Here is a 21,080-nt window from a genome sequence, read left to right on the forward strand (position 1 = left end):
CCAATCCCGCGGCCCTCCGGCCTCGAATGCACTGTGCGCGGCCGTGTGTGAGGGACGTGCACCCAGCGGAATCCGAGGAGCGGAGCGACATGAGCGGTGAGCGTCGGCGTACGGCCGTGGTGGGCGGCGGAGTGGCGGGCCTCACGGCCGCCTACGTACTCCGGAACTCGCACGAGGTGGCGCTGTACGAGTCGGACGACCGGCTCGGCGGCCACGCCCACACCCATGACATACCGTCGGCGGACGGCGGGGTGCACCGCGTCGATTCCGGTTTCATCGTGCACAACACCCGCACGTATCCCTTTCTGCTCCGGCTCTTCGGGGAACTCGGCGTTGCCACGCAGGAGTCGGAGATGAGCATGTCGGTGCGGTGCGAGGGCTGCGGCCTGGAGTACGCAGGCGCGCGCGGCCCCGGCGGTCTGCTCGCCCAGCCGCGCAACGCGCTGCGCCCCCGCTACCTGCGGATGCTGGCCGAGGTCCCGGTCTTCCACCGGCGCGCCCGCGCCCTGCTCGCCGTGCCCGAAGGCGCGCCCGGCACCGAGCAGACACTCGGCGAGTTCGTCGCCGCCGGGCGCTTCTCGCCGTACTTCACGGCGCACTTCCTGACCCCGGTCGTCTCAGCGGTCTGGTCCTGCGACCCCACGACGGCCCTGCGCTACCCGGCCCGCTACCTGTTCCGCTTCCTCGCCCACCACGGCATGCTCGCGATCAGCGGCTCACCGGTCTGGCGCACCGTCAGCGGCGGCTCGCGCGCGTACGTGGAGCGCGTCGGCAAGCAGCTCGCCGCCGTGCACACCGCCACCCCGGTGCGGGCCGTGCGCCGCACCGGAAGCGGTGTCGACATCGTCTCCGAGGACGGCGGCACCGCCCACTACGACTCCGTGGTCATCGCCGTCCACCCCGACCAGGCGCTGCGGCTGCTCGCCGACCCCACCGAAGCGGAGCGGCGCGTGCTCGGCGCCTTCCGCTACTCCCGCAACCCGACCCGGCTGCACACCGACACGAGCGTCCTGCCCCGCGCGGCGCGGGCCCGCGCCTCCTGGAACTACGTCATGCCGTCCTGCACGGCGGGCGCCGACGCCGTACAGGTCAGCTACGACATGAACCGGCTCCAGCGGCTCGAAGGCCCCGACACGTACGTGGTGACACTGAACGGCGCGGGCCGCGTCGACGAGGACCGGGTCATCGCCCGTATGACGTACGAACACCCCGTCTACACACCCGAGTCGGTCGCCGCGCAGCGGCTGCTGCCCGCCCTGAGCGGCCCCGTCACCGCCTACGCCGGGGCCTACCACGGCTGGGGATTCCACGAGGACGGCTGCCGCTCGGGCGTCGAGGCGGCGGCCGCGCTGGGAGTGGCGTGGTGAGCGGCAGCGCCGGGGGTGGCGTCGTGAGCGAGGTCCCCGCCGTCTACACCTGCCTGATCACCCATGTGCGCACCGCGCCGCGCCGCTACGCCTTCGGCTTCCGCACCTACATGTGGCTGACCGACCCCGACCGGCCCCCCGCGCTGCCCCGGCCGCTGCGCCCGCTCGCCCGCTTCGACCCCCGCGACCACTTCGACGGCACGGCACCCACGATCCGTAAGGGACTTGAGGCGTTCCTCGCCCCGCGCGGCATCGACCTGGCGGGCGGCAGCGTGACGATGCTCAGCCACGCCCGGGTGTTCGGGTACGTCTTCAACCCGCTGACCCTGTACTGGTGCCGCGGCGCCGACGGCACACCGCTGTGCACCGTCGCCGAGGTGCACAACACCTACGGCGGGCGCCACGCGTATCTGCTGCGCCCCGACGGCGCCGGCCGCTCGCGGGTGGACAAGGAGTTCTACGTGTCGCCGTTCTTCCCCGTGGACGGCGCGTACGACATGCGGCTGCCCGAGCCGGACCGGCGGCTCGGCCTGCGGGTCCGGCTGGAGCGGCCCGGCAGCACCCCGTTCACCGCGACCGTACGCGGCGAGCGCCGTCCCGCCACGTCCCGGACCCTGTTGCGGATGGCGCTGCGCCATCCGTGGTCCACCGCCGTCGTCTCCGCCGGTATCCGTCTGCACGGCATCCGGCTCTATCTGCGCGGACTGCCCGTGCAACCCCGTCCCAGGACCCAGGAAGGCACGAAGTGAGCACGTCAATCCAGTCGTCGGTAGCCCGCAAGACCAGGTCCGCAGCCGTCGACGCGGCACGCTGGCCCGATGTGGCCCGGCTGCCGCGGGCCTCCTGGCTGCGTACGGCGATCGCCGAGCGGGTCGTCCGGTACGCGCTCGGCAGGCTGCCGCTGCGCGTACGGCTCAGTGCGGCGCGCAATCCCGGTGGCGCCGAGACGCTCGGACTCGGCGGCCCGCTGATGGTGGTGCACGAACCGCGCGCGTTCTTCCGGCGGATCGGCGCCGACGGTCTGATCGGCTTCGGCGAGTCGTACATGGCGGGGGAGTGGGAGGCCGACGACCTGGTCGGCCTGCTGACCGTACTCGCCGACCACGCCGCCTCGCTCGTACCGGCCCCGCTGCAAACCCTGCGCGCCGCCTGGGCGCCGCGCCAGCCGGCGGCGCAGCGCAACACCCCCGAGGGCTCGCGGGACAACATCAGCCACCACTACGACCTGTCCAACGATCTGTTCGCGCTCTTCCTCGACGAGACGCTGTCGTACTCGTCGGCGCTCTTCCGCGGCTTCCCCGCCGACCGGGCGCTGCTGGCCGCTGCCCAGCACCGCAAGATCGACCGGCTCCTCGACGAGGCCGGTGTCGGCGCGGGCACCCGGCTGCTGGAGATCGGCACCGGCTGGGGCGAACTCGCCATCCGCGCGGCGGCGCGCGGCGCGACCGTGACCACCGTGACGCTCTCCCGCGAACAGCGGGAACTGGCCCAGCAGCGCATCGCCGCCGCCGGGTTCAGCGAGGCGGTCACGGTCCTGCTGAGCGACTACCGGCTGGTGGAAGGCACCTTCGACGCCGTCGTCAGCGTCGAGATGATCGAGGCCGTCGGCGCCGAGTTCTGGCCCGACTACTTCACGACCCTGGACCGGCTGCTGGCACCCGGCGGGCGGATCTCGCTCCAGGCGATCACCATGCCGCACGACCGGATGCTCGCGTCGAAGGACACCTTCACCTGGATCCAGAAGTACATCTTCCCCGGCGGTCTGCTCCCGTCGACCGAGGCGATCGAGCAGATCACCGAGCGGCACACGGCGCTGCGCGTCGCCGACAGCGACGGCTTCGGACCGCACTACGCCGAGACACTGCGGCTGTGGCGCGAGGAGTTCGACGCGCGCACCCCGCAGATCGAAGCGCTCGGCTTCGACGCGACGTTCCGCCGGATGTGGACCTTCTACCTCGCCTACTCCGAAGCGGGCTTCCGCTCCGGCTATCTCGACGTGCGCCAGATGATGCTCACCAAGGAGGCCCAGCCCCGATGACGCGCCCCGCCCCGTACGACGGCGCCGCACAGCGGCTCTTCCCCCTCGCCGAACAGCTCTTCGGCGGCCGGCTGCGCGGACTGGTCCGGCAGCCGAACGAACCGGGCCTGGCGCGCGGCTGGTACCGGCCGGGTGAGGTGCGATGAACGGCTACCCGTGGGGCGCGTTCGGCGCGGGGGTCGGGGTCTGCGCGGCCACCGCGCTCGCCGTCATGCTCGTGACCTTCGCGATCGGCGCCGCCAAGGGGCTGCACCGCGTCGTGGACATCGCCTGGGGCGCCGCGTTCGCCGCGGTCGCCGTCGTCTCGTACGCCCTGTCGGCGGGCGAGGGCGACGAGGTACGGCGGCTGCTGGTGACGGTCCTGACAGCGGTGTGGGGACTGCGGCTCGCCGTCCATATCGCGGCGCGCGGCCACGGCCACGGCGAGGACGCCCGGTACGCGAAGATGCTCGACAAGGCACCCGGCAACCGGAACCTCTACGCGCTGCGGATGATCTACCTGTTCCAGGGCGCGCTGGTGCTGCTGGTCTCGCTGCCCGTGCAGGCCGCGATGTACATCCCGGGCCCGGTGGGGCCCGTCGCCTACGTCGGCTGGGCGCTGTGGCTGGTCGGCCTCGTCTTCGAGGCGGTCGGCGACCGGCAGTTGGCCCGCTTCAAGGCGGATCCGGCCAACAAGGGCCGGGTGATGGACCGGGGGCTGTGGAGCTGGACCCGGCATCCCAACTACTTCGGCGACTTCTGCGTCTGGTGGGGGCTGTTCCTGATCGTCTGCGACGACCCGGTGGTCGCCGCCGCGACCGTGGTCAGCCCGCTGGTGATGAGCTATCTGCTGACCAGGGGCAGCGGGAAGCGGCTGCTGGAGCGGCATATGGCGGACCGTCCTGGATTCGCCGAGTACACCGCCCGCACCAGCGGCTTCTTCCCGCTGCCACCGCGCAGGTCGTAGGAGTCGCGGCCGTGGTCAGAGCTGCCGGCCACGGCCCCGCAGGAACCGGTCGCGGCCCTCACCGAGGTCCACGACCGGTGCGGGTTCCGCCGCTTCGGCGCCCAGCCAGCGCCGTACGTACGCGCCGTCCCGGTCGAAGCGCTTGGCCTGGGTGAGCGGGTTCAGCACCCGGTTGGGGCGGGTGTCGGTGCCGGTACCCGCCGCCCACTGCCAGTTGAGCTGGTTGTTGGCGAGATCCCCGTCGACCAGCAGGTCCAGGAAGTGCCGGGCGCCGACGCGCCAGTCCACGTAGAGCGTCTTGGTGAGGAAGCTCGCCACCAGCAGCCGGCCCCGGTTGTGCATCCACCCCTCGTGCGCCAACTGCCGCATCGCCGCGTCGACCAGCGGATATCCGGTACGGCCCGCCCGCCAGGCGGCGATGTCCGCGCTGTCGTCGCGCCAGTGGTCGTCGTGGCCGCGGTAGTCCGTCCAGGCGGACTCGGGACGCGCGGCGAGCACCTGGTGGTGGAAGTCCCGCCAGGCGAGCTGCCGTACGAACGCCTCGGCGCCCGCGTCGCCCTTGCGGCGGGCCCGGTGCACCAGCTCCACGGCCGACAGGCAGCCGAAGTGCAGGAACGGCGAGAGCCGGGAGGTGGCGTCACCCGCCAGATCGTCGTGCCGGTCCTCGTACGACTCGATGCCCGCGCGCAGCCAGGCCGCCAGCCGCTCCCTGCCCACCGCCTCACCGCCGTCCGCGAGACCCGGGGACACGCCGGACACGTCCGCCCGCTTCGGCAGCGGATCGCTGGCGAGCGCGGGGACCCGTACCGCCTTCGGCGCCGGCATCACCGCGCGCAGACCGGTCGCCTGCCAGCGCCGGAAGTACGGCGTGAAGACGGCGAAGTGGTCACGGCCGCCCGCCGGGGTGATGTCCCCCGGCGGTACGGCCGTGACCACCGCGTCATGCACGTCCAGCGCGCAGCCGGCCTCTGCCAGCGCGTCGCGCAACCGCTCCTCCCTGCGCGTCGCGTACCGGCTGACCCCGGCCGCGACATGGACCTGCCGGGCGCCGCTCTCGCGCACCACCCGGCAGACCGCGTCGATGATTTCACCCGAACGGATGATCAACCGACCGCCTCTCTCCCGCAGCCCTTCGTCCAGGGACGCCAGGCAGTCGGCCAGGAAGGCGCGCCGGTTCGGCGCGTCGAAGCCCGCGGCGCGCACCCCCGGATCGAGGACGAACAGCGGTACGACCTCGTCGGCGCCGCGCAGGGCGGCGCGCAGCACCGGCTGGTCGTGCACCCGCAGGTCGGAGGTGAAGAGCACCACCGCAACACTCATGTAGCTGTCCTCACGGTCCTCAGGCGGGGAAGTTCATCAGGGCCAGCGGGGCCGAGGTGGGCTGGTCGGAGCCGCCCGCCGGTTCGACGGTGACGCCCATGCCCGACGCCTTCCCGACGGTCCCGGACAGCAGTACGGCGTCCGATCCGGCGGAAGGGCTGAGCAGTCCCGCTGCCCGCATCTTGCCGCCGTCGTTGAACCAGAGCTGGTACACCTTGCCGTTCGGCGGTTCGGGCAGCCCCGCGGCGACGAAGGCCGCCTTGTCCTGGTTCCGCGAGACGACGACGGTGCCGGTGGCGCCGTCGGTCAGCTTGCCCGTGGTGACCTTGGCGTCCGGCGCGGCGAGCACCGAGGCCAGCGCATCGGCCCGCTGCCGCGACGACTGCGCCTGGGCGCGGGCGTCCTGCGCCTGCTGATGCTGCCAGGCGGCGATGCCGCCGAACGCCGCCGCCACGGCGAGGCACGCGGCCAGCGCGAAGCGGGACAGCGCCCGGCCGCGGCTGCCCGCGGCGCCCGAGCGGGACTCAGGGGCGACCCGGGGCGGGTCCTGGCGCTCCGTCACGATCCGTCGGAGCACCTGCTCCTTCATCGCGGGCGGCGGGGTGACGGACACGGCGAGGCCGAGCCGGGCCGCTGTCGCCGCCAGCTCGCTCACCTCCTGGGCGCAGGCCGAGCACTCGGCCAGATGCCGCTCGAAAGCGTCGCGCTCGGCCGGTTCCAGTGCGTGCAGCGCGTACGCGCCGGTCAGTGTGTGCAGTTCCGCGGTACTCATGAGCTCACCCCCAGGCAGTCGCGCAGCCGGATGAGTCCGTCGCGCAGCCGGGTCTTGACCGTGCCCAGCGGTACGGCGAGCAGTTCGGCCACTTCTCGGTAGGCCAGACCCTGGTAGTAGGCCAGCGTCACCGATTGGCGTTGCAGTTCGGTCAGGGTGCGCAGACAGCGCCGTACCTGCTCGCGTTCGAGCCGGGCCTCCACCTGCTCGGTGACCTCGTCGAAGGCGGGGGTACGGTCCAGCAGCGCGGCCCTGTGCTCGCGGTCGCTGGACGCCTGGGCCGAGCGCACCCGGTCGACGGCCCTGCGGTGGGCGAGCGTCAGCACCCAGGTCATACCGCTGCCCCGGGACGGCTGGAAGCGGGCGGCGGACCGCCAGACCTCCAGCAGCACCTCCTGCGTCACCTCTTCGGACTGGGCGGGGTCGCGCAGCACGGAGCGCACCAGACCGAGTACGGGCCCGCAGACCGTGTCGTACACGCGGGCGAAGGCGTCCTGGTCGCCCCGGGCCACGAGACCCAGCAGTTCTTGCAGATCAGGCCCCGCCGAGGCGGGTCCGCCGATGTGTACGGCTTCTTTCACGCGAGCCTTCCTCCTTCGAACACTCTTCAGGACCGATTCGGAGCCGGGACCCGAACGGATTGGTCCCTTGTCCCGCTGTTCCGCGCTTGTCCTGGGCCGTTCGTACCAGAGGTCCGGAGGGCACAACGGCGCCGGCGGCGCCCCCGCACCGGGGGCGCCGCCGACGCCGTGGCTCTATGTGCTCAGGCCGCGCTCTCCTGCTCGCGCTCCACCTGCTCGTTCCACTCCCGCTTGACCGCCCGCCACGCCTCGTCGGTCTTGCCCAGGCGCCAGTACCCCGAGACCGAGAGGCGCTCGCGCGGCACTTCGCGCTCCACCCGCAGATAGCGGCGCAGGTCCTTCACGAAACCCGCCTCTCCGTGCACGAACGCATGCACGTCGCCCGCGGGGAAGTCCAGCTCGCGCACGGCGGCCACCAGCGCCTCGCCCACCGGGCGGTCGCCGCGGTGCAGCCAGGTGAGCGCGACCCCGTCAGGGGCGGCGATCTTCTGCTCCTCCGCGGGCCCCGACACCTCGATGAAGGCATGCACCACCGCACCCGCAGGGGCCCGCTCCAGCGACGCCGCGATCGCGGGCAGGGCGCTCTCGTCGCCCACCAGCAGATGCCAGTCGGCCGCCGGGTCCGGCGCGTAACCGCCGCCGGGGCCGAGGAACCTCATCGGGTCGCCCACCTGGGCGCGCGCGGCCCACGGACCCGCCAGGCCCTCGTCGCCGTGCACCACGAAGTCGACGGTCAGCTCACCGGCCGCAGCGTCCCAGCCGCGCACCGTGTACGTACGGGTCGTGGGCCACTGCTCGCGCGGGAGGTCGGCCCTGATCTGCTCGACGTCGAACGGCTCCGGGTAACTCACGCCCTCGGGGGCGAACAGCACCTTGATGTAGTGGTCAGTGAACTCGTCGGCTTCGAGACCGGCGAGACCCTCACCGCCGAGCACCAGCCGCACCATGTGCGGAGTGATCCGTTCCGTGCGCGTCACGCGCGCCTCACGGGCCTTCGGTGTCCTGCGGGCCGGTCGATCTGCCACTGCGCTCTCCCTGATGCTTGCCCGGTGATGCGTGTACGGCAACGCGTGCACGGCGTGTACGGCAACGTGTGCACGACGGCTGCTTAGGTTTACCTAAGCTAGCACTTCAGCTCCGCAGCGTCGCCAGCAATCTCCGCAGCGCCCCGCCCAGGCCCCAGCGCTCCGCCAAGGCGTCCAGCGCCGCCGGATCGCGCGGCTCGGACGGCAGCGCCGGATCGAAGTCCGGCAGGGGTACGTCACCGGCGACGCGCACCACGGTCGGCGCGACCGCCACATAGTCCCGGGCCTCGTCCAGCCGCTTGCGCTGCGAAGGGGTGAGCTTCGCGTGCGGATCGTCCACGGCCGCCATGATCCCGGCCAGGTCGCCGAAGGCGTCCAGCAGCTTGGCCGCCGTCTTCTCGCCGATCCCCGGCACGCCGGGCAGCCCGTCGCTCGGGTCGCCGCGCAGCAGCGCCAGATCGACATAGCCCCGGCCGTCCACGCCGTACTTCTCCCGGAGCGCCGCCTCGTCCGTGAGCTGGAGGGTGCCGACCCCCTTGACCGGGTAGAGCACCCGCACGCCCCGGGCGTCGTCCACGAGCTGGTACAGATCCCGGTCGCCGGTGACGATGTCGACAGGGCCCGCCGCCCGGCCGGCGAGCGTGCCGATCACATCGTCGGCCTCGTACCCCGCCACCCCGACGCGGGCGATGCCCAGTGCGTCCAGCACCGCCTCGATGACCGGCACCTGGGGCGCCAGCGTGTCGGGGGTCTCCTCCTCGTCAGGACCCTCGCTGTGCTCCCGCGCCACCCGGTGCGCTTTGTAGGAAGGGATGAGATCGACCCGCCACTGCGGCCGCCAGTCGGCGTCCATGCACGCCACCAGATCGTCCGGATGGTGGTCCTGGACCAGCCTGGCGATGAAGTCCAGCAGGCCGCGCACCGCGTTGACCGGGGTGCCGTCCGGCGCGCGTACGGAGTCGGGCACCCCGAAGTAGGCGCGGAAATAGAGGGAGGCGGTGTCGAGGAGCATCAGGCGTCGCGTCACACGCCTGATGATGCCGCACCCCACTGACAGCCGATCGCGGTCGGCCGGCGGCCAACGGCGCGTCACCCTCCGTACAGGAAAAGGAAATGTGACCTGGAACACATACTTGTTTGCGCTCTACAACGTAGGGCAGGGGCGAAGCCGGAGCGGACCCGGCCCTTTTTTCGCCATGGCCCGGGAGCTGCGGGCCGACCCCGCCCCGCTCCACGGCCCGCCCGCGGGGGTGCCGGGCCGTTTTTCGTTCGACGCGTGAGGTGTATGTGTCCAGGCTCCAGGCCGAGCATCTGTACAAGGTGTTCGGCATACGACCAGACGAAGCTGTGACGAAGCTCGAAAGCGGTACGGACCGTGAGGAGCTCCGCGCCGAAGGTACGACCGCAGCAGTGATCGACGCCTCGTTCTCGGTCGAGCCCGGCGAGATATTCGTCGTGATGGGGCTCTCGGGATCCGGCAAGTCCACCCTGCTGCGCATGCTCAACGGACTCTCCGAGCCGACATCGGGCCGGGTCCTCTTCGACGGCGACGACCTGACTGCCCTGACCCCGCAGCAACTGCGCGACGTGCGCGCGAAGAAGATCAGCATGGTGTTCCAGCACTTCGCGCTCTTCCCGCACCGCAGCGTGCTGGAGAACGTCGCCTACGGCCTCGAAGTGCAGGGTGTCCCGCGAGAGCAGCGCGTCGAGCGCGCCGGCGAGGCACTGGAGCTGGCGGGGCTCGGCGGCTGGGGGAAGTCCTGGCCCGACGAACTCTCCGGCGGCATGCAGCAGCGCGTGGGCCTGGCCCGCGCCCTCGCGACCGACGCCGACGTGCTGCTGATGGACGAGGCGTTCAGCGCCCTCGACCCGCTGATCCGGCGCGACATGCAGGACCAGTTGCTGGAGATACAGAAGCGGCTCAGGAAGACCATCGTCTTCATCACCCACGACCTCAACGAGGCCATGCGCCTCGGCGACCGGATCGCCGTGATGCGCGACGGCAGGATCGTCCAGATGGGCACGGCCGAGGACATCCTCGTCACGCCCGCCAACGACTACGTGGCCTCCTTCACCCAGGATGTCGACCGCTCCAGGGTGCTCACGGCAGGCGCGATCATGGCCGACGTGGAGACCGCGCTCGGCACGACGACGGAGGACGGCAAGCACCTGCGCACCCCCGAGGACATCATCGAGGCGGCTCCGGCCGTCGTCCCCGCAGCCACCCCGATCATCGAACTCTTCACGCCCTGCTCGACCAGCGGGGTCGCTGTCGCCGTCACCGGCGACGACGGGGAACTCGTCGGGGTCGTACCGCGCGCCAGGCTGCTGGCCGTGCTCGGCGAGCCCATGACACCGGCCACCCCGGCCGACACCCGGCTCACCGCACCGGTCTCCACCGACAAGGCGGTGGCCGGTGCCTAGGATCCACTTCGGTGACTGGGTCGAGAACGTCGTCGACTGGCTCACCGACCATCTGAGCTGGCTCTTCGACGCCATCACCTGGCTGCTCACGCACATGGACGACGGCATCAACGCCGTCCTGTCCGCTCCGCAGCCGCTGCTGCTCGCCGGTATCTTCGCCGTCATCGCCTGGTGGCTGCGGAACCTGAGCGCGGGCGTGCTCACCTTCGTCGGCTTCGCGCTCATCGACTCGTTCGAGTTGTGGGACCACGCGATGCTGACGCTGACGATGGTCCTCGTCGCGACGATCATCATCCTGGTCATCGCCGTGCCGCTGGGCATCTGGACGGCCCGCTCCAAGGCCGTCAGCTCCGTCGTACGCCCGGTGCTCGACCTGATGCAGACCATGCCCGCCATGGTCTACCTGATCCCCGGTGTGCTGTTCTTCGGCATCGGCGTGACGCCCGGCATCATCGCCACCATCATCTTCTCCCTGCCGCCCGGCGTCCGGATGACGGAACTCGGCATCCGGCAGGTCGACGAGGAACTGGTCGAGGCCGCCGACGCGTTCGGCACCAGCCCGCGCAACACCCTGCTCCGGGTGCAGCTCCCGCTGGCGCTCCAGACGATCATGGCCGGGGTCAACCAGGTCATCATGCTGGCGCTGTCCATGGTGGTCATCGCCGGCATGGTCGGCGGCGACGGCCTGGGCGCCGACGTCTTCGAGGCCATCGGCAACGTCAACATCGGCCTCGGCGCCGAGGCGGGCCTGTCGGTCGTCATCCTGGCCATCTACCTGGACCGGATCACCGGCTCGCTCAGCCTGCACGTCTCGCCGATCGGCCGCCGCGCGCTGGCCAAGGCGAAGGCGCTGACCGGCGGCCTGAAGATCTGGAACCACCGCCCGCAGCCGGCCGTCGCACTCGCCGGCGTGGTCATCCTGGCGCTCGTCGCCGGCGGTCTCGGCATCTTCGGCGGCTCCGACTCCTCCGACGACACCGCCTCGTCCGACCCCGGCAACGTGGGCCAGGGCAAGGCCGTCAGCATGGGCTACATCCCGTGGGACGAGGGCATCGCCACCACCTTCCTCTGGAAGGAGATGCTGGAGCAGCGCGGCTTCAAGGTCGACGCCAAGCAGTACGACGCGGGACCGCTCTACGCGGGCCAGGCCGGCGGCCAGGTCGACCTCCAGACCGACTCCTGGCTGCCGACCACGCACGCCACGTACTGGGCCAAGTACCAGGACAAGCTGGAGGACATGGGGTCCTGGTACGGCCAGACGTCCCTGGAGATCGCGGTCCCCAGCTACGTCAAGGGCGTCAAGACCATGGCGGACCTGAAGGGCAAGGGGTCCACCTTCAAGGGCCGGATCGTCGGCATCGAGCCGAGCGCCGGTGAGATGGGCCTGCTCAAGAGCAAGGTCCTCAAGGCGTACGGGCTCGACAAGGAGTACAAGGTCGTCGACAGCTCGACCCCCAGCATGCTGGCCGAGCTGAAGCGTTCGTACGCGAAGAAGGAACCCATCGCGGTCGTCCTCTGGTCGCCGCACTGGGCGTACGCCACGTACGACATGACCAAGCTCGCCGACCCGCAGAACGCCTGGGGCAAGGGCGACGGCATCCACATGCTGGCGCGCAAGGGCTTCACGGACGACAACCCGCAGGTCGCCGCCTGGCTGAAGAAGTTCAAGATGACCGAGGACCAGCTCGGCAGCCTTGAGGCCAAGATCCAGTCGACCGGCAAGGGCAAGGAGCAGGAAGCCGTACGCGCCTGGCTGAAGGCGAACCCGGACGCCCTCGACACGTGGGCGCCCGTACCCAAGGCCGCGGGCAAGGCGGCCGACGGCAAGGACGAGCGGGCCAGGGCGCTGACCGTCGCCTGGTTCCCGTGGGACGAGGACATCGCCGCCACGTACCTGTGGAAGAACGTGCTGGAACAGCGCGGCTACAAGATGAACCTCAAGCAGTTCGACGTCGGCCCCATGTACACGGCGCTATCCCGGGGCCAGCTCGACGTCCAGTTCGACGGCTGGCTGCCCAACACGCAGAAGAGGTACTGGGACAAGTACCACGACGACCTGACGAAGATCGGGTCCTGGTACGGCCCCACCTCGCTGGAGATCGCGGTGCCCAGCTACGTCAAGGGCGTCAGCACCCTGGGCGACCTCAAGGGCAAGGGCTCCCAGTTCAAGGGCCGGATCATCGGCATCGAGCCGGGCACCGAGACCATGAACATCCTGAAGAACAAGGTCGTTCCCGGCTACGGGCTCGACAAGGAGTACAAGGTCCTCGACAGCTCGACCCCCGGGATGCTCTCCGAGCTGAAGCGGTCGTACGACAAGAAGCAGCCGGTCGCCGTCATGCTGTGGAGCCCGCACTGGGCCTACAACGAGTACAAGCTGACGAAGCTGGCCGACCCCAAGAAGGCGTTCGGCACCGGTGACCAGATCACCACCGTCGCCAGCAAGAAGTTCCCCGAGCAGTACCCGCGGCTCACCCAGTGGCTCAAGGACTTCAAGATGAGCGAGGGCGACCTCGCGAGCCTGGAGAACCAGATCACGAAGAGCGGCAAGGGGCACGAGGAAGAAGCGGTCGAGGCCTGGATGAAGACCAAGCCCGGCATCGTGGACAAGATGGCTCCGCTGTAGGCCCTCGTCCGGATCGGGCCGGAGTACCTTCGACAGGGTGGGTGTCGCCGATGGCGGTACCCACCCTTTCGGGGTTGTGGCCGGCGCCTCCGGCAGGCTTGCGGCGGGCCGTCGGCCGGTGCGTGCGGCCGGACGGCTCTTGTACCGCCGTCAACTCTGCGAAGATGGGCGATCCGGCGGGAGGGAGCCAACATGGACGACAAGGAAGCGCTCAGGGTGGGCGCCGCCGTCCGCAGGCGGCGCAGGTCCCTGGGTCTGACGCTCGCTGCGGTCGCGGAGCGCAGCGGGCTGTCCGTGCCGTTCCTGAGCCAGATCGAGAACGAACGCGCCCGGCCCAGCACCCGCTCGCTCGACCGGGTCGCCGAGGCGCTGGAGACCAGCCCCGCCCGGCTGCACGCGGCGGCCGACTCGGCGCGCACCGTCGACGTCGTACGGTCCGCGGGGCCCGTCGTGCCGGGGGCACGCCGTGTCGTGCGCGGCGGACACCAGCTCGACGCGCAGGAGTTCACCGGCGAGCTGGACACCGGACGTGAGTACCAGCACCGCAACGACGAGGTGATGTACATCGCCGACGGCGCGGCCGAGGTGGAGGCCGAAGGCCGCGCGTACCGGCTGGAGCGCGGCGACACGCTCTACCTCAGCGGCGGTGTGACGCACCGCTGGCGCACCACCGAGCCCGGCACCCGCATCCTGATCGTCGCCGTCGCCGAACACATCGACGCGACGGTCGACCGCAGGAGCTGACGCGCCGTGACCGGCCGGACAGGGCCTGGGCGGGGTCCTGCGCGAGCCCCTGGGTGGGGTTCTGCGCGAGGTTCTGCGCGGGGTTCCGTGCGGGTCGTCTCGCTCGTGCCCTCCCTGACCGAGGCGGTCGCCGTCAGCGCGCCAGGGCTGCTGGTGGGGGCCACCGACTGGTGCGTACGGCCCGCAGGACTCGACGTCGTACGGATCGGCGGCACCAAGAACCCCGACGTCGCGGCGATCGCCGCGCTGCGCCCCGATCTCGTCGTCGCCAACGAGGAGGAGAACCGCGCCCCCGACCTCGCCGCGCTCGCCGCCGCCGGACTCGACGTCCTGGTCACCGAAGTGCGCGCGCTCGACCAGGCGTTCGCGGAACTGGAACGGGTCCTGCTGGCCGGCTGCGGACTGCCGGGGGCGCCGCGCTGGCTGGACGACGCCCGTACGGCCTGGGAGCGGCCCGCGGCCCCCGCAGCCCGGCGCACCGCCTTCGTACCGATCTGGCGGCGGCCCTGGATGGTCGTCGGCAGCGACACCTTCGCCGGTGATCTGCTGGCCAGGCTCGGCGTCGACAACGTGTACGCGGCGCACCCCGAGCGCTATCCGCGGATCCCGCAGGACGAGTTGCGCGCCGCGGGCGCCGATCTGGTCGTCCTGCCCGACGAGCCGTACCGCTTCACCGCCGACGACGGGCCCGAGGCGTTCCCCGGGCTGCCCGCCGCGCTCGTCGACGGGCGGATGCTCACCTGGTACGGGCCGTCGCTGGTGCGGGCACCGGCGGCGCTGCGGGCCGCGCTGAGCGACGCCCGCTGACCGGACTCATGCGCCGCGCGCGCCCGCCGCTTCGACCAGCGCCCGCACGACCCGGGTGTCCTGCGCCATCTCCGGGTGCCACTGGACGCCCAACACCCAGTGCGGCCCTGCCAGTTCGACGGCCTCGACCGTGCCGTCGGCTGCCACGGCGGAGACGGTGAGCCCGGCACCGAGCTGATCCACCGACTGGTGGTGCTGGGTGGGGACGGTGAACTCCTCGGCCACCAGCGCCGCGTAGCGGGTGCCGGGCAGCGGCGTCACCGGATGCTCGCCGAACCGGCCGACGACGGGGGAGACATGACCCTCGATGTGCTGGACGAGCGTGCCGCCGCGCGCGACGTTCAGCAGTTGCATCCCCCGGCAGATGCCCAGCAGCGGGGTGCCGGAGGCCAGCGCCGCCTCGATCAGGGCCAGTTCCCAGGCGTCCCGTTCGCGGGCGGGCGGTCCGGTACGGGGGTGCGGCTCGGCGCCGTACCGTACGGGCTCGACGTCGGGACCACCGGCGATCACCAGACCGTCGAGCCGCGCCACCACGGCTGCGGCTGCGGCCGGGTCGTCGGGCGGCAGCATCGCGGCGAGCCCGCCGGCCCGCTGGACGAGCCGGGGATAGCCGACCGGCAGCAGCGCCGCAGGCAGGGTCCAGGTGCCCCAGGTGGCGGACTCCTCCAGATAGGTGCTGACACCGATGAGCGGCTTCACGACGGGATCCTCCGGGGGGCGGGCCAAAAGTACGTTGCCATACCATTCCAGACGGTAGGGACGCCGCTCAAGCGGCTCAGGCGCCTCAGGCGGCTCAAGCCGCACAGGTGCTCAAGCCGCTCAGGCGAGGAAGCCCCGCAGCAGCGCCGCCGTACCGTCGCAGTGCTCGCGCATCGTCTCCCTGGCCGCTTCCGCGTCCCCCGCGAGCACGGCGTCCACGAGCGCGGTGTGCTGCCGCTGCGAATGCTCCAGGTTGCGCACCAGCAGCGGAATGCAGTCCAGCAGCTCGTTCACGGTCGCCCGGACGGCCGCGTACTGCGCGGTCAGCGTGGCGGACCCGGACAGCTCGGCAAGTGTCAGATGCAGCAGCGTGTCCAGCCTGCGGTAGTCCGCCAGCGGCGCGTCCCGGGTGGCGGCGAGCGCCGCCCGCAGCCGGCCGGCCCGCGCGCCGTCGAGGCCGTGCGCCGCGCACAGCCCGGCGGCGCCGGTCTCCAGCACCTCGCGGAAGCGCAGGACGTCCTCGATGTCGACGCCCGCCACCCGCCGCCGCAGCTCCTCCTCGGCCCCGCCCGCCCGCGCCTCGGGCCGCCGTGTCACGAACGTACCGCCGTACCTGCCGCGCCTGCTCTCCACCAGCCCCTGCTCGTGCAGGACCTTCAGCACCTCGCGCAGCGTGACCCGGCTGATCCGCAGCCGGTCGGCCAGCTCCCGCTCGGCCGGCAGCCGCCCGCCCGCCGCCACCAGGCCGAGCCTGACCACCTGGAGGATCTGTTCGAGTGCTTCCTCGAATCCGTTGCCGGCGCGCACGGGCCGCAGCACAGGGGTCAGTGCGTCCATCGGTTCGGTGTTGTCCGCCACGGCGCCGTTTCCCCTTCCCAATCAATGGTCTCCCCGCATACCTTATGGGTCGCTGACCCGAAGCGAAGGAGCAGTACCGTGGCAGACCGCACAGCACCGCTCGCCGTCGAGGAGCTGCGCGCCCTCGTGGCGGGCGGCGAGATCGACACGGTCGTCCTGGCCTTCCCCGACATGCAGGGCCGGCTCCAGGGCAAGCGGTTCGCAGCGCCGTTCTTCCTCGACGACGTCCTGGCACACGGCACCGAGGGCTGCAACTACCTGCTCGCCGTCGACACGGAGATGAACACCGTCGACGGCTACGCCATGTCCTCCTGGGACCGTGGCTACGGCGACTTCGCCATGCGCCCCGACCTGAGCACCCTGCGCCGGCTGCCCTGGCACGAGGGCACCGCCTTCCTCGTCGCCGACCTCGCGTGGAACGACGGCTCACCGGTCGTGGCCGCGCCCCGGCAGATCCTGCGCCGCCAGTTGGAGCGGCTCGCCGCGCACGGCTACAGCGCGCACGCCGGGACCGAACTCGAATTCATCGTCTTCAAGGACACGTTCGAGCAGGCGTGGAACAGCGGCTACCGCGACCTGACCCCGGCCAACCAGTACAACATCGACTACTCGATCCTCGGCACCGGACGGATCGAGCCGCTGCTGCGCCGCATCCGCAACGAGATGGCGGGCGCCGGACTGACCGTCGAGTCGGCGAAGGGGGAGTGCAGCCCCGGGCAGCACGAGATCGCGTTCAAGTACGACGAGGCGCTGGTCACGTGCGACCAGCACGCCGTCTACAAGACGGGCGCCAAGGAGATCGCCGTGCAGGAGGGCGTCTCCCTCACCTTCATGGCCAAGTACAACGAGCGCGAGGGCAACTCCTGCCATATCCATCTCTCGCTCCAGGACAACGACGGCGCGAGCGCCATGGCCGGGGAAGGCCCCGGCGGCATGTCGCCCGTCATGCGCCACTTCCTCGCAGGACAGCTCGCCGCGCTGCGCGACTTCGCCCTGCTCTACGCGCCGAACATCAACTCGTACAAGCGGTTCCAGCCGGGCTCCTTCGCGCCCACCGCCGTCGCCTGGGGCTACGACAACCGCACCTGCGCCCTGCGGGTCGTCGGCCACGGCCCGTCCCTGCGCTTCGAGAACCGGCTGCCCGGCGGCGACGTCAACCCGTACCTCGCCGTCGCCGGACTCGTCGCCGCCGGGATCCACGGCATCGAGAACCGGCTGGAACTCCCCGACGAGTGCACGGGCAACGCCTACAAGGGCGACTACGCCCACGTCCCCACGACGCTGCGCGAAGCGGCCGAGCTGTGGGAGAACAGCCCGATCGCGCGGACGGCCTTCGGCGACGAAGTCGTCGCGCACTACAGCAACATGGCGCGCGTCGAGGTGGAAGCCTTCGACGCCGCTGTCACCGACTGGGAGCTCCGCCGCTCCTTCGAACGCCTGTGAGGCCCGACATGAGCCCTGCGACCGCGCACCACATCCTCAACCCGGCGACCGGCGAGACGATCACCACCGTCCCCGCCACCACCCCCGCGCAGGTGGACGCCGCCGTCACCCGCGCCGCCGCCGCCCAGCGCGGCTGGGCAGCAGCCGCCCCCGCCGACCGGGCGCGGCTGCTGCGCCGCTACGCCGCGCTCGTCGACGCGCACATCGAGGAACTGGCCCGACTGGAAGTGCGCGAGGCGGGCCACACCATCGGCAACGCCCGCTGGGAAGCGGGCAACTTCCGCGACCTGCTCGACTACGCGGCAGGCGGCACCGAGCGGTTGACGGGCCGTCAGATTCCGGTCGCCGGCGGCATCGACGTCACGTTCCTCGAACCCCTCGGCGTGATCGGGGTGATCGTCCCCTGGAACTACCCCATGCCGATCGCCGGCTGGGGCGCGGCCCCCGCGCTCGCGGCGGGCAACGCCGTCATCCTCAAGCCGGCCGAGACCACCCCGCTCACCGCGCTGCGCCTCGCCGAACTGGCCCTGGAGGCAGGGCTTCCCGACCATCTCCTCCAAGTCCTGCCGGGCGCCGGGGAGATCGCGGGCAACGCCCTCGTCGAACACCCGGGCGTCGCCAAGATCGTGTTCACCGGATCCACCCGCGTCGGCAAGCAGATCATGGCGAAGTGCGCCGACCGGGTGAAGCGCGTCACCCTCGAACTCGGCGGCAAGAGCCCCAACATCGTCTTCGCCGACGCCGACCTCGAACAGGCGGCGGCCACGGCGCCGATGTCCTTCCTCGACAACGTCGGCCAGGACTGCTGCGCCCGCACCCGCATCCTCGTCCAGCGCGAGGTGTACGACCGCTTCCTCGACCTGCTCGCCCCCGCGCTGAGCGCCGTCGTCGTCGGCGACCCCGCCGACGAGGCGACCCAGATGGGCCCGCTGATCTCCGCCGTCCAACTGGAGCGCGTACGGTCCTACGTCCCCGACGGCGCGCCCGCGCTGCGCGGCAGCGCCCCCGTGGGCCCCGGCTTCTGGTTCCCGCCCACCGTCCTCACCGAAGCCCCCGCCGACTCACCGGCCGCCGTCCAGGAGGTCTTCGGCCCCGTCGCCGTCGTCCTGCCCTTCGACGGCGAACAGGACGCGATCCGGCTCGCCAACGCCACCGACCACGGCCTCGCGGCCTCCGTCTGGACCCGCGACGTGGGCCGCGCGCTGCGCGTCTCACGCGGCGTCGCCGCCGGGAACCTGTCAGTCAACTCGCACAGCAGCGTGCGCTACAGCACCCCCTTCGGCGGCTTCAAACAGTCCGGGCTCGGCCGCGAACTGGGCCCCGACGCACTGACCGCCTTCACCGAAACCAAGAACGTCTTCATCAGCACGGAGGCCTGAGCACCCATGACCGAAGCCCCCACGGACGCCGTCTGCCGCCGACTGGTCGGCCGCACCGCCGTCATCACCGGAGCCGGCAGCGGCATCGGCCTCGCCACCGCCCGCCGACTCGCCTCCGAAGGCGCCCACGTCGTCTGCGGCGACATCGACGAGACCACCGGACGCACCACGGCCGACGAGGTCGGCGGCACCTTCGTACGCGTCGACGTCACCGACCCCGAACAGGTCGAGGCGCTGTTCAAGACGGCGTACGACACCTATGGCAGCGTCGACATCGCCTTCAACAACGCGGGCATCTCCCCGCCCGACGACGACTCGATCCTCACCACCGGCCTCGCGGCCTGGCGCCGCGTCCAGGAGGTCAACCTCACCTCCGTCTACCTCTGCTGCAAGGCCGCGATCCCCTACATGCGGCGCCAGGGCAAGGGCTCCATCATCAACACCGCGTCGTTCGTGGCCCGACTGGGCGCGGCGACCTCGCAGATCTCGTACACCGCCTCCAAGGGCGGCGTGCTCGCCATGTCCAGGGAACTGGGCGTCCAGTTCGCCCGCGAAGGCATCAGGGTCAACGCCCTGTGCCCAGGCCCCGTCAACACCCCGCTGCTCCAGGAGCTGTTCGCCAAGGACCCGGAACGCGCGGCCCGCCGCCTGGTCCACATCCCGGTGGGCCGCTTCGCCGAGGCAACCGAAATCGCCGCAGCCGTCGCCTTCCTGGCGAGCGACGACGCGTCCTTCGTCAACGCCACGGACTTCCTGGTCGACGGCGGCATCGCGGGCGCCTACGTCACACCGATGTAGCCGCTGGTGGGAAGAGGAGGACGGCTGCGCGTGGCCGCGTCAGAGGAACGTCTTGCCCTCGCCCCGGTAGGTCGGGGTCTCGGCGGTCACGCGGTCGCCCTCCAGCAGGTGCAGGGTGGCGAAGCGTTCGCAGAGTTCGCCGGCCTTCGCATGGCGGAACCAGACCTTGTCGCCGATCAGCAGGTCGTCCGCCGGGGAGCCGAGCAGGGGGGTCTGGACCTCGCCTGGGCCCTCCTGCGCGTCGTAGCGCAGGCCCTCCGGGAGGTACGGTTCGGGCAGCCGGTCGGGGCCTGCCGCTCCTGACGCCGGGTAGCCGCCGCCCAGGACCGTCACCACGCCGACGCCCGGCCTGCGGACCACCGGCAGGGCGAAGAGGGCCGCCGGACGGCCGGTGAACGACGTGTAGTTGTCGAACAGGCGCGGTACGTAGAGGCCCGATCCCGCCGCGATCTCCGTCACCGCTTCCTCGGCTGCCGTGTGCTGGACGCTGCCTGTGCCGCCGCCGTTGACGAACTCCAGCTCCGGCGCCACCGCCCGGATCGCGCGTACGACGGCGGCGCGCCTGTCCGCCAGCTCCCTGCGGGCCGTCGCCTGCATCAGCCTGATCACCCGCGAGCGCAGCGGCCGGTCGGCGATCGCGTCGCCGACGCCCGCGATATGGCCCTCGTAGGCCATCAGGCCCACCAGCCGGAACCCCGGCCTGCGCGCCACCGAGCGGGCCAGCTCGACCAGTTGGGCCGGCTCGCGCAGCGGCGAGCGCAGCGCGCCGATCCGGACCCGGCCGCCGAACATCCGCAGCGACGTGTCGAGTTCCAGACAGACCCGGATCTCCTCCTGACCGCCCGCGCGGGCCAGATCGATCAGGTCCAACTGCGCCGGATCGTCGATCATCACCGTCACGGCCGCTGCCAGTTTGGGATCGGCCGCCAGTTCCGCGTACGCGGAGCGGTCCGCCGACGGATACGCCAGCAGTACGTCGTCGAAACCGGCGCGCGCCAGCCACAGCGACTCCGCCAGCGTGAACGACATGATCCCGGCGAAACCGTCCTTGGCCAGCACCCGCTCCAGCAGCGCACGGGAGCGAACGGACTTGCTGGCCACCCGGATCGGCTTGCCGGCCGCCCGCCGGACGAGATCGTCCGCGTTCGCGTCGAAGGCATCGAGGTCGACGATCGCGAACGGGGCGTCGAGAGAGGCGGTGGCCCGGTCGTACCGGGCCCTGTCACTGGCGCGCGGAGTCATGGACCGAGCTT

Annotated in this window: 20 protein-coding genes; 12 read left to right on the plus strand and 8 right to left on the minus strand. The window is 71.5% G+C overall.

Annotation, left to right across the window (positions count from 1 at the left end; genetic code table 11):
- Positions 1–89 precede the first annotated feature (89 nt).
- The 5 genes from ACZ63I_RS29545 to ACZ63I_RS29565 are packed head-to-tail and all read left to right on the plus strand — an operon-like array spanning position 90 to position 4,351.
- Positions 90–1,367, plus strand: a complete 1,278-nt coding sequence (locus tag ACZ63I_RS29545; RefSeq protein WP_469342250.1) for an NAD(P)/FAD-dependent oxidoreductase — start codon at positions 90–92, stop codon at positions 1,365–1,367.
- Positions 1,368–1,390: 23 nt separating this feature from the next.
- Positions 1,391–2,116 carry a DUF1365 domain-containing protein gene (locus tag ACZ63I_RS29550; protein WP_469342252.1) on the plus strand — a complete coding sequence of 242 codons (726 nt, stop codon included), beginning with the start codon at positions 1,391–1,393 and terminating at the stop codon, positions 2,114–2,116.
- Positions 2,113–3,405: a class I SAM-dependent methyltransferase gene (locus ACZ63I_RS29555; RefSeq protein ID WP_469342254.1), complete on the plus strand. Its 1,293-nt coding sequence runs from the start codon at positions 2,113–2,115 to the stop codon at positions 3,403–3,405. The genes ACZ63I_RS29550 and ACZ63I_RS29555 overlap by 4 nt, the downstream gene beginning before the upstream one ends.
- Positions 3,402–3,551 carry a hypothetical protein gene (locus ACZ63I_RS29560; RefSeq protein WP_469342255.1) on the plus strand — a complete coding sequence of 50 codons (150 nt, stop codon included), beginning with the start codon at positions 3,402–3,404 and terminating at the stop codon, positions 3,549–3,551. Before ACZ63I_RS29555 ends, ACZ63I_RS29560 begins: the two co-directional genes overlap by 4 nt.
- Positions 3,548–4,351, plus strand: coding sequence for a DUF1295 domain-containing protein (locus tag ACZ63I_RS29565; protein ID WP_469342257.1), 804 nt, complete (start codon positions 3,548–3,550; stop codon positions 4,349–4,351). The genes ACZ63I_RS29560 and ACZ63I_RS29565 overlap by 4 nt, the downstream gene beginning before the upstream one ends.
- Before the next feature lie 15 nt (positions 4,352–4,366).
- On the opposite strand, the gene ACZ63I_RS29570 is transcribed toward ACZ63I_RS29565, so the two are convergent.
- From ACZ63I_RS29570 to ACZ63I_RS29590, 5 genes are all read right to left on the minus strand, one after another.
- A complete protein-coding gene (locus ACZ63I_RS29570; protein ID WP_469342259.1) occupies positions 4,367–5,671 on the minus strand; it encodes a cryptochrome/photolyase family protein in 1,305 nt (434 codons plus the stop codon).
- A gap of 19 nt (positions 5,672–5,690) precedes the next feature.
- Positions 5,691–6,443: an anti-sigma factor gene (locus tag ACZ63I_RS29575; RefSeq protein ID WP_469342260.1), complete on the minus strand. Its 753-nt coding sequence runs from the start codon at positions 6,441–6,443 to the stop codon at positions 5,691–5,693.
- Positions 6,440–7,024 carry a sigma-70 family RNA polymerase sigma factor gene (locus ACZ63I_RS29580; RefSeq protein ID WP_469342261.1) on the minus strand — a complete coding sequence of 195 codons (585 nt, stop codon included), beginning with the start codon at positions 7,022–7,024 and terminating at the stop codon, positions 6,440–6,442. Before ACZ63I_RS29580 ends, ACZ63I_RS29575 begins: the two co-directional genes overlap by 4 nt.
- 182 nt (positions 7,025–7,206) lie before the next feature.
- Positions 7,207–8,049, minus strand: coding sequence for a siderophore-interacting protein (locus ACZ63I_RS29585; protein ID WP_469342263.1), 843 nt, complete (start codon positions 8,047–8,049; stop codon positions 7,207–7,209).
- Between the two features lie 106 nt (positions 8,050–8,155).
- On the minus strand, positions 8,156–9,061 hold the full coding sequence (locus tag ACZ63I_RS29590) for a 5'-3' exonuclease (RefSeq protein WP_469342439.1): 906 nt from the start codon (positions 9,059–9,061) through the stop codon (positions 8,156–8,158).
- A 275-nt stretch (positions 9,062–9,336) separates the two neighbouring features.
- Here ACZ63I_RS29590 and ACZ63I_RS29595 point away from each other — a divergent pair, with 275 nt between their 5' ends.
- The 4 genes from ACZ63I_RS29595 (at position 9,337) to ACZ63I_RS29610 (ending at position 14,650) form a co-directional block, all read left to right on the plus strand.
- Positions 9,337–10,473 (plus strand): quaternary amine ABC transporter ATP-binding protein, encoded by a 1,137-nt coding sequence (locus ACZ63I_RS29595; RefSeq protein WP_469342264.1) that lies wholly within the window; start codon positions 9,337–9,339, stop codon positions 10,471–10,473.
- Positions 10,466–13,099: an ABC transporter permease/substrate binding protein gene (locus tag ACZ63I_RS29600; RefSeq protein ID WP_469342266.1), complete on the plus strand. Its 2,634-nt coding sequence runs from the start codon at positions 10,466–10,468 to the stop codon at positions 13,097–13,099. The genes ACZ63I_RS29595 and ACZ63I_RS29600 overlap by 8 nt, the downstream gene beginning before the upstream one ends.
- Before the next feature lie 192 nt (positions 13,100–13,291).
- The gene (locus ACZ63I_RS29605; RefSeq protein ID WP_469342268.1) at positions 13,292–13,843 is read left to right on the plus strand and encodes a helix-turn-helix domain-containing protein; all 552 of its coding nucleotides are present in this window, start codon (positions 13,292–13,294) and stop codon (positions 13,841–13,843) included.
- Positions 13,844–13,930: 87 nt separating this feature from the next.
- Positions 13,931–14,650, plus strand: coding sequence for a helical backbone metal receptor (locus tag ACZ63I_RS29610; RefSeq protein WP_469342270.1), 720 nt, complete (start codon positions 13,931–13,933; stop codon positions 14,648–14,650).
- 6 nt (positions 14,651–14,656) lie between these two features.
- Here ACZ63I_RS29610 and ACZ63I_RS29615 read toward each other — a convergent pair whose 3' ends face one another.
- Together ACZ63I_RS29615 and ACZ63I_RS29620 are read right to left on the minus strand one after the other, a co-directional pair.
- Complete coding sequence (locus tag ACZ63I_RS29615; protein WP_469342271.1) at positions 14,657–15,349, minus strand: gamma-glutamyl-gamma-aminobutyrate hydrolase family protein; 693 nt, start codon at positions 15,347–15,349, stop codon at positions 14,657–14,659.
- A gap of 120 nt (positions 15,350–15,469) precedes the next feature.
- On the minus strand, positions 15,470–16,186 hold the full coding sequence (locus ACZ63I_RS29620) for a FadR/GntR family transcriptional regulator (protein ID WP_469342440.1): 717 nt from the start codon (positions 16,184–16,186) through the stop codon (positions 15,470–15,472).
- Positions 16,187–16,285: 99 nt separating this feature from the next.
- Here ACZ63I_RS29620 and ACZ63I_RS29625 point away from each other — a divergent pair, with 99 nt between their 5' ends.
- Genes ACZ63I_RS29625 through ACZ63I_RS29635 form a run of 3 tightly spaced genes read left to right on the plus strand, consistent with a single transcriptional unit; the run spans position 16,286 to position 19,827 of the window.
- Complete coding sequence (locus ACZ63I_RS29625; RefSeq protein WP_469342273.1) at positions 16,286–17,650, plus strand: glutamine synthetase family protein; 1,365 nt, start codon at positions 16,286–16,288, stop codon at positions 17,648–17,650.
- A gap of 8 nt (positions 17,651–17,658) precedes the next feature.
- Positions 17,659–19,029 carry an aldehyde dehydrogenase family protein gene (locus tag ACZ63I_RS29630; RefSeq protein WP_469342274.1) on the plus strand — a complete coding sequence of 457 codons (1,371 nt, stop codon included), beginning with the start codon at positions 17,659–17,661 and terminating at the stop codon, positions 19,027–19,029.
- A 6-nt stretch (positions 19,030–19,035) separates the two neighbouring features.
- Complete coding sequence (locus ACZ63I_RS29635) at positions 19,036–19,827, plus strand: 3-oxoacyl-ACP reductase (protein WP_469342275.1); 792 nt, start codon at positions 19,036–19,038, stop codon at positions 19,825–19,827.
- Positions 19,828–19,866: 39 nt separating this feature from the next.
- Here the strand turns inward: ACZ63I_RS29635 and ACZ63I_RS29640 are convergent, their stop codons facing one another.
- Positions 19,867–21,069, minus strand: a complete 1,203-nt coding sequence (locus ACZ63I_RS29640; RefSeq protein WP_469342277.1) for an amino acid deaminase/aldolase — start codon at positions 21,067–21,069, stop codon at positions 19,867–19,869.
- Positions 21,070–21,080: the final 11 nt, after the last annotated feature.

It is taken from the genome of Streptomyces sp. NPDC087906, from assembly GCF_055584925.1.

Coding starts and splice junctions, on each gene's coding strand:
- ACZ63I_RS29630 (WP_469342274.1), top strand. CDS start 17,659: ATGAGCCCTGCGACCGCGCACCACATCCTCAACCCGGCGACCGGCGAG.
- ACZ63I_RS29545 (WP_469342250.1), top strand. CDS start 90: ATGAGCGGTGAGCGTCGGCGTACGGCCGTGGTGGGCGGCGGAGTGGCG.
- ACZ63I_RS29575 (WP_469342260.1), bottom strand. CDS start 6,443: ATGAGTACCGCGGAACTGCACACACTGACCGGCGCGTACGCGCTGCAC.
- ACZ63I_RS29605 (WP_469342268.1), top strand. CDS start 13,292: ATGGACGACAAGGAAGCGCTCAGGGTGGGCGCCGCCGTCCGCAGGCGG.
- ACZ63I_RS29620 (WP_469342440.1), bottom strand. CDS start 16,186: ATGGACGCACTGACCCCTGTGCTGCGGCCCGTGCGCGCCGGCAACGGA.
- ACZ63I_RS29560 (WP_469342255.1), top strand. CDS start 3,402: ATGACGCGCCCCGCCCCGTACGACGGCGCCGCACAGCGGCTCTTCCCC.
- ACZ63I_RS29635 (WP_469342275.1), top strand. CDS start 19,036: ATGACCGAAGCCCCCACGGACGCCGTCTGCCGCCGACTGGTCGGCCGC.
- ACZ63I_RS29565 (WP_469342257.1), top strand. CDS start 3,548: ATGAACGGCTACCCGTGGGGCGCGTTCGGCGCGGGGGTCGGGGTCTGC.
- ACZ63I_RS29590 (WP_469342439.1), bottom strand. CDS start 9,061: ATGCTCCTCGACACCGCCTCCCTCTATTTCCGCGCCTACTTCGGGGTG.
- ACZ63I_RS29640 (WP_469342277.1), bottom strand. CDS start 21,069: ATGACTCCGCGCGCCAGTGACAGGGCCCGGTACGACCGGGCCACCGCC.
- ACZ63I_RS29570 (WP_469342259.1), bottom strand. CDS start 5,671: ATGAGTGTTGCGGTGGTGCTCTTCACCTCCGACCTGCGGGTGCACGAC.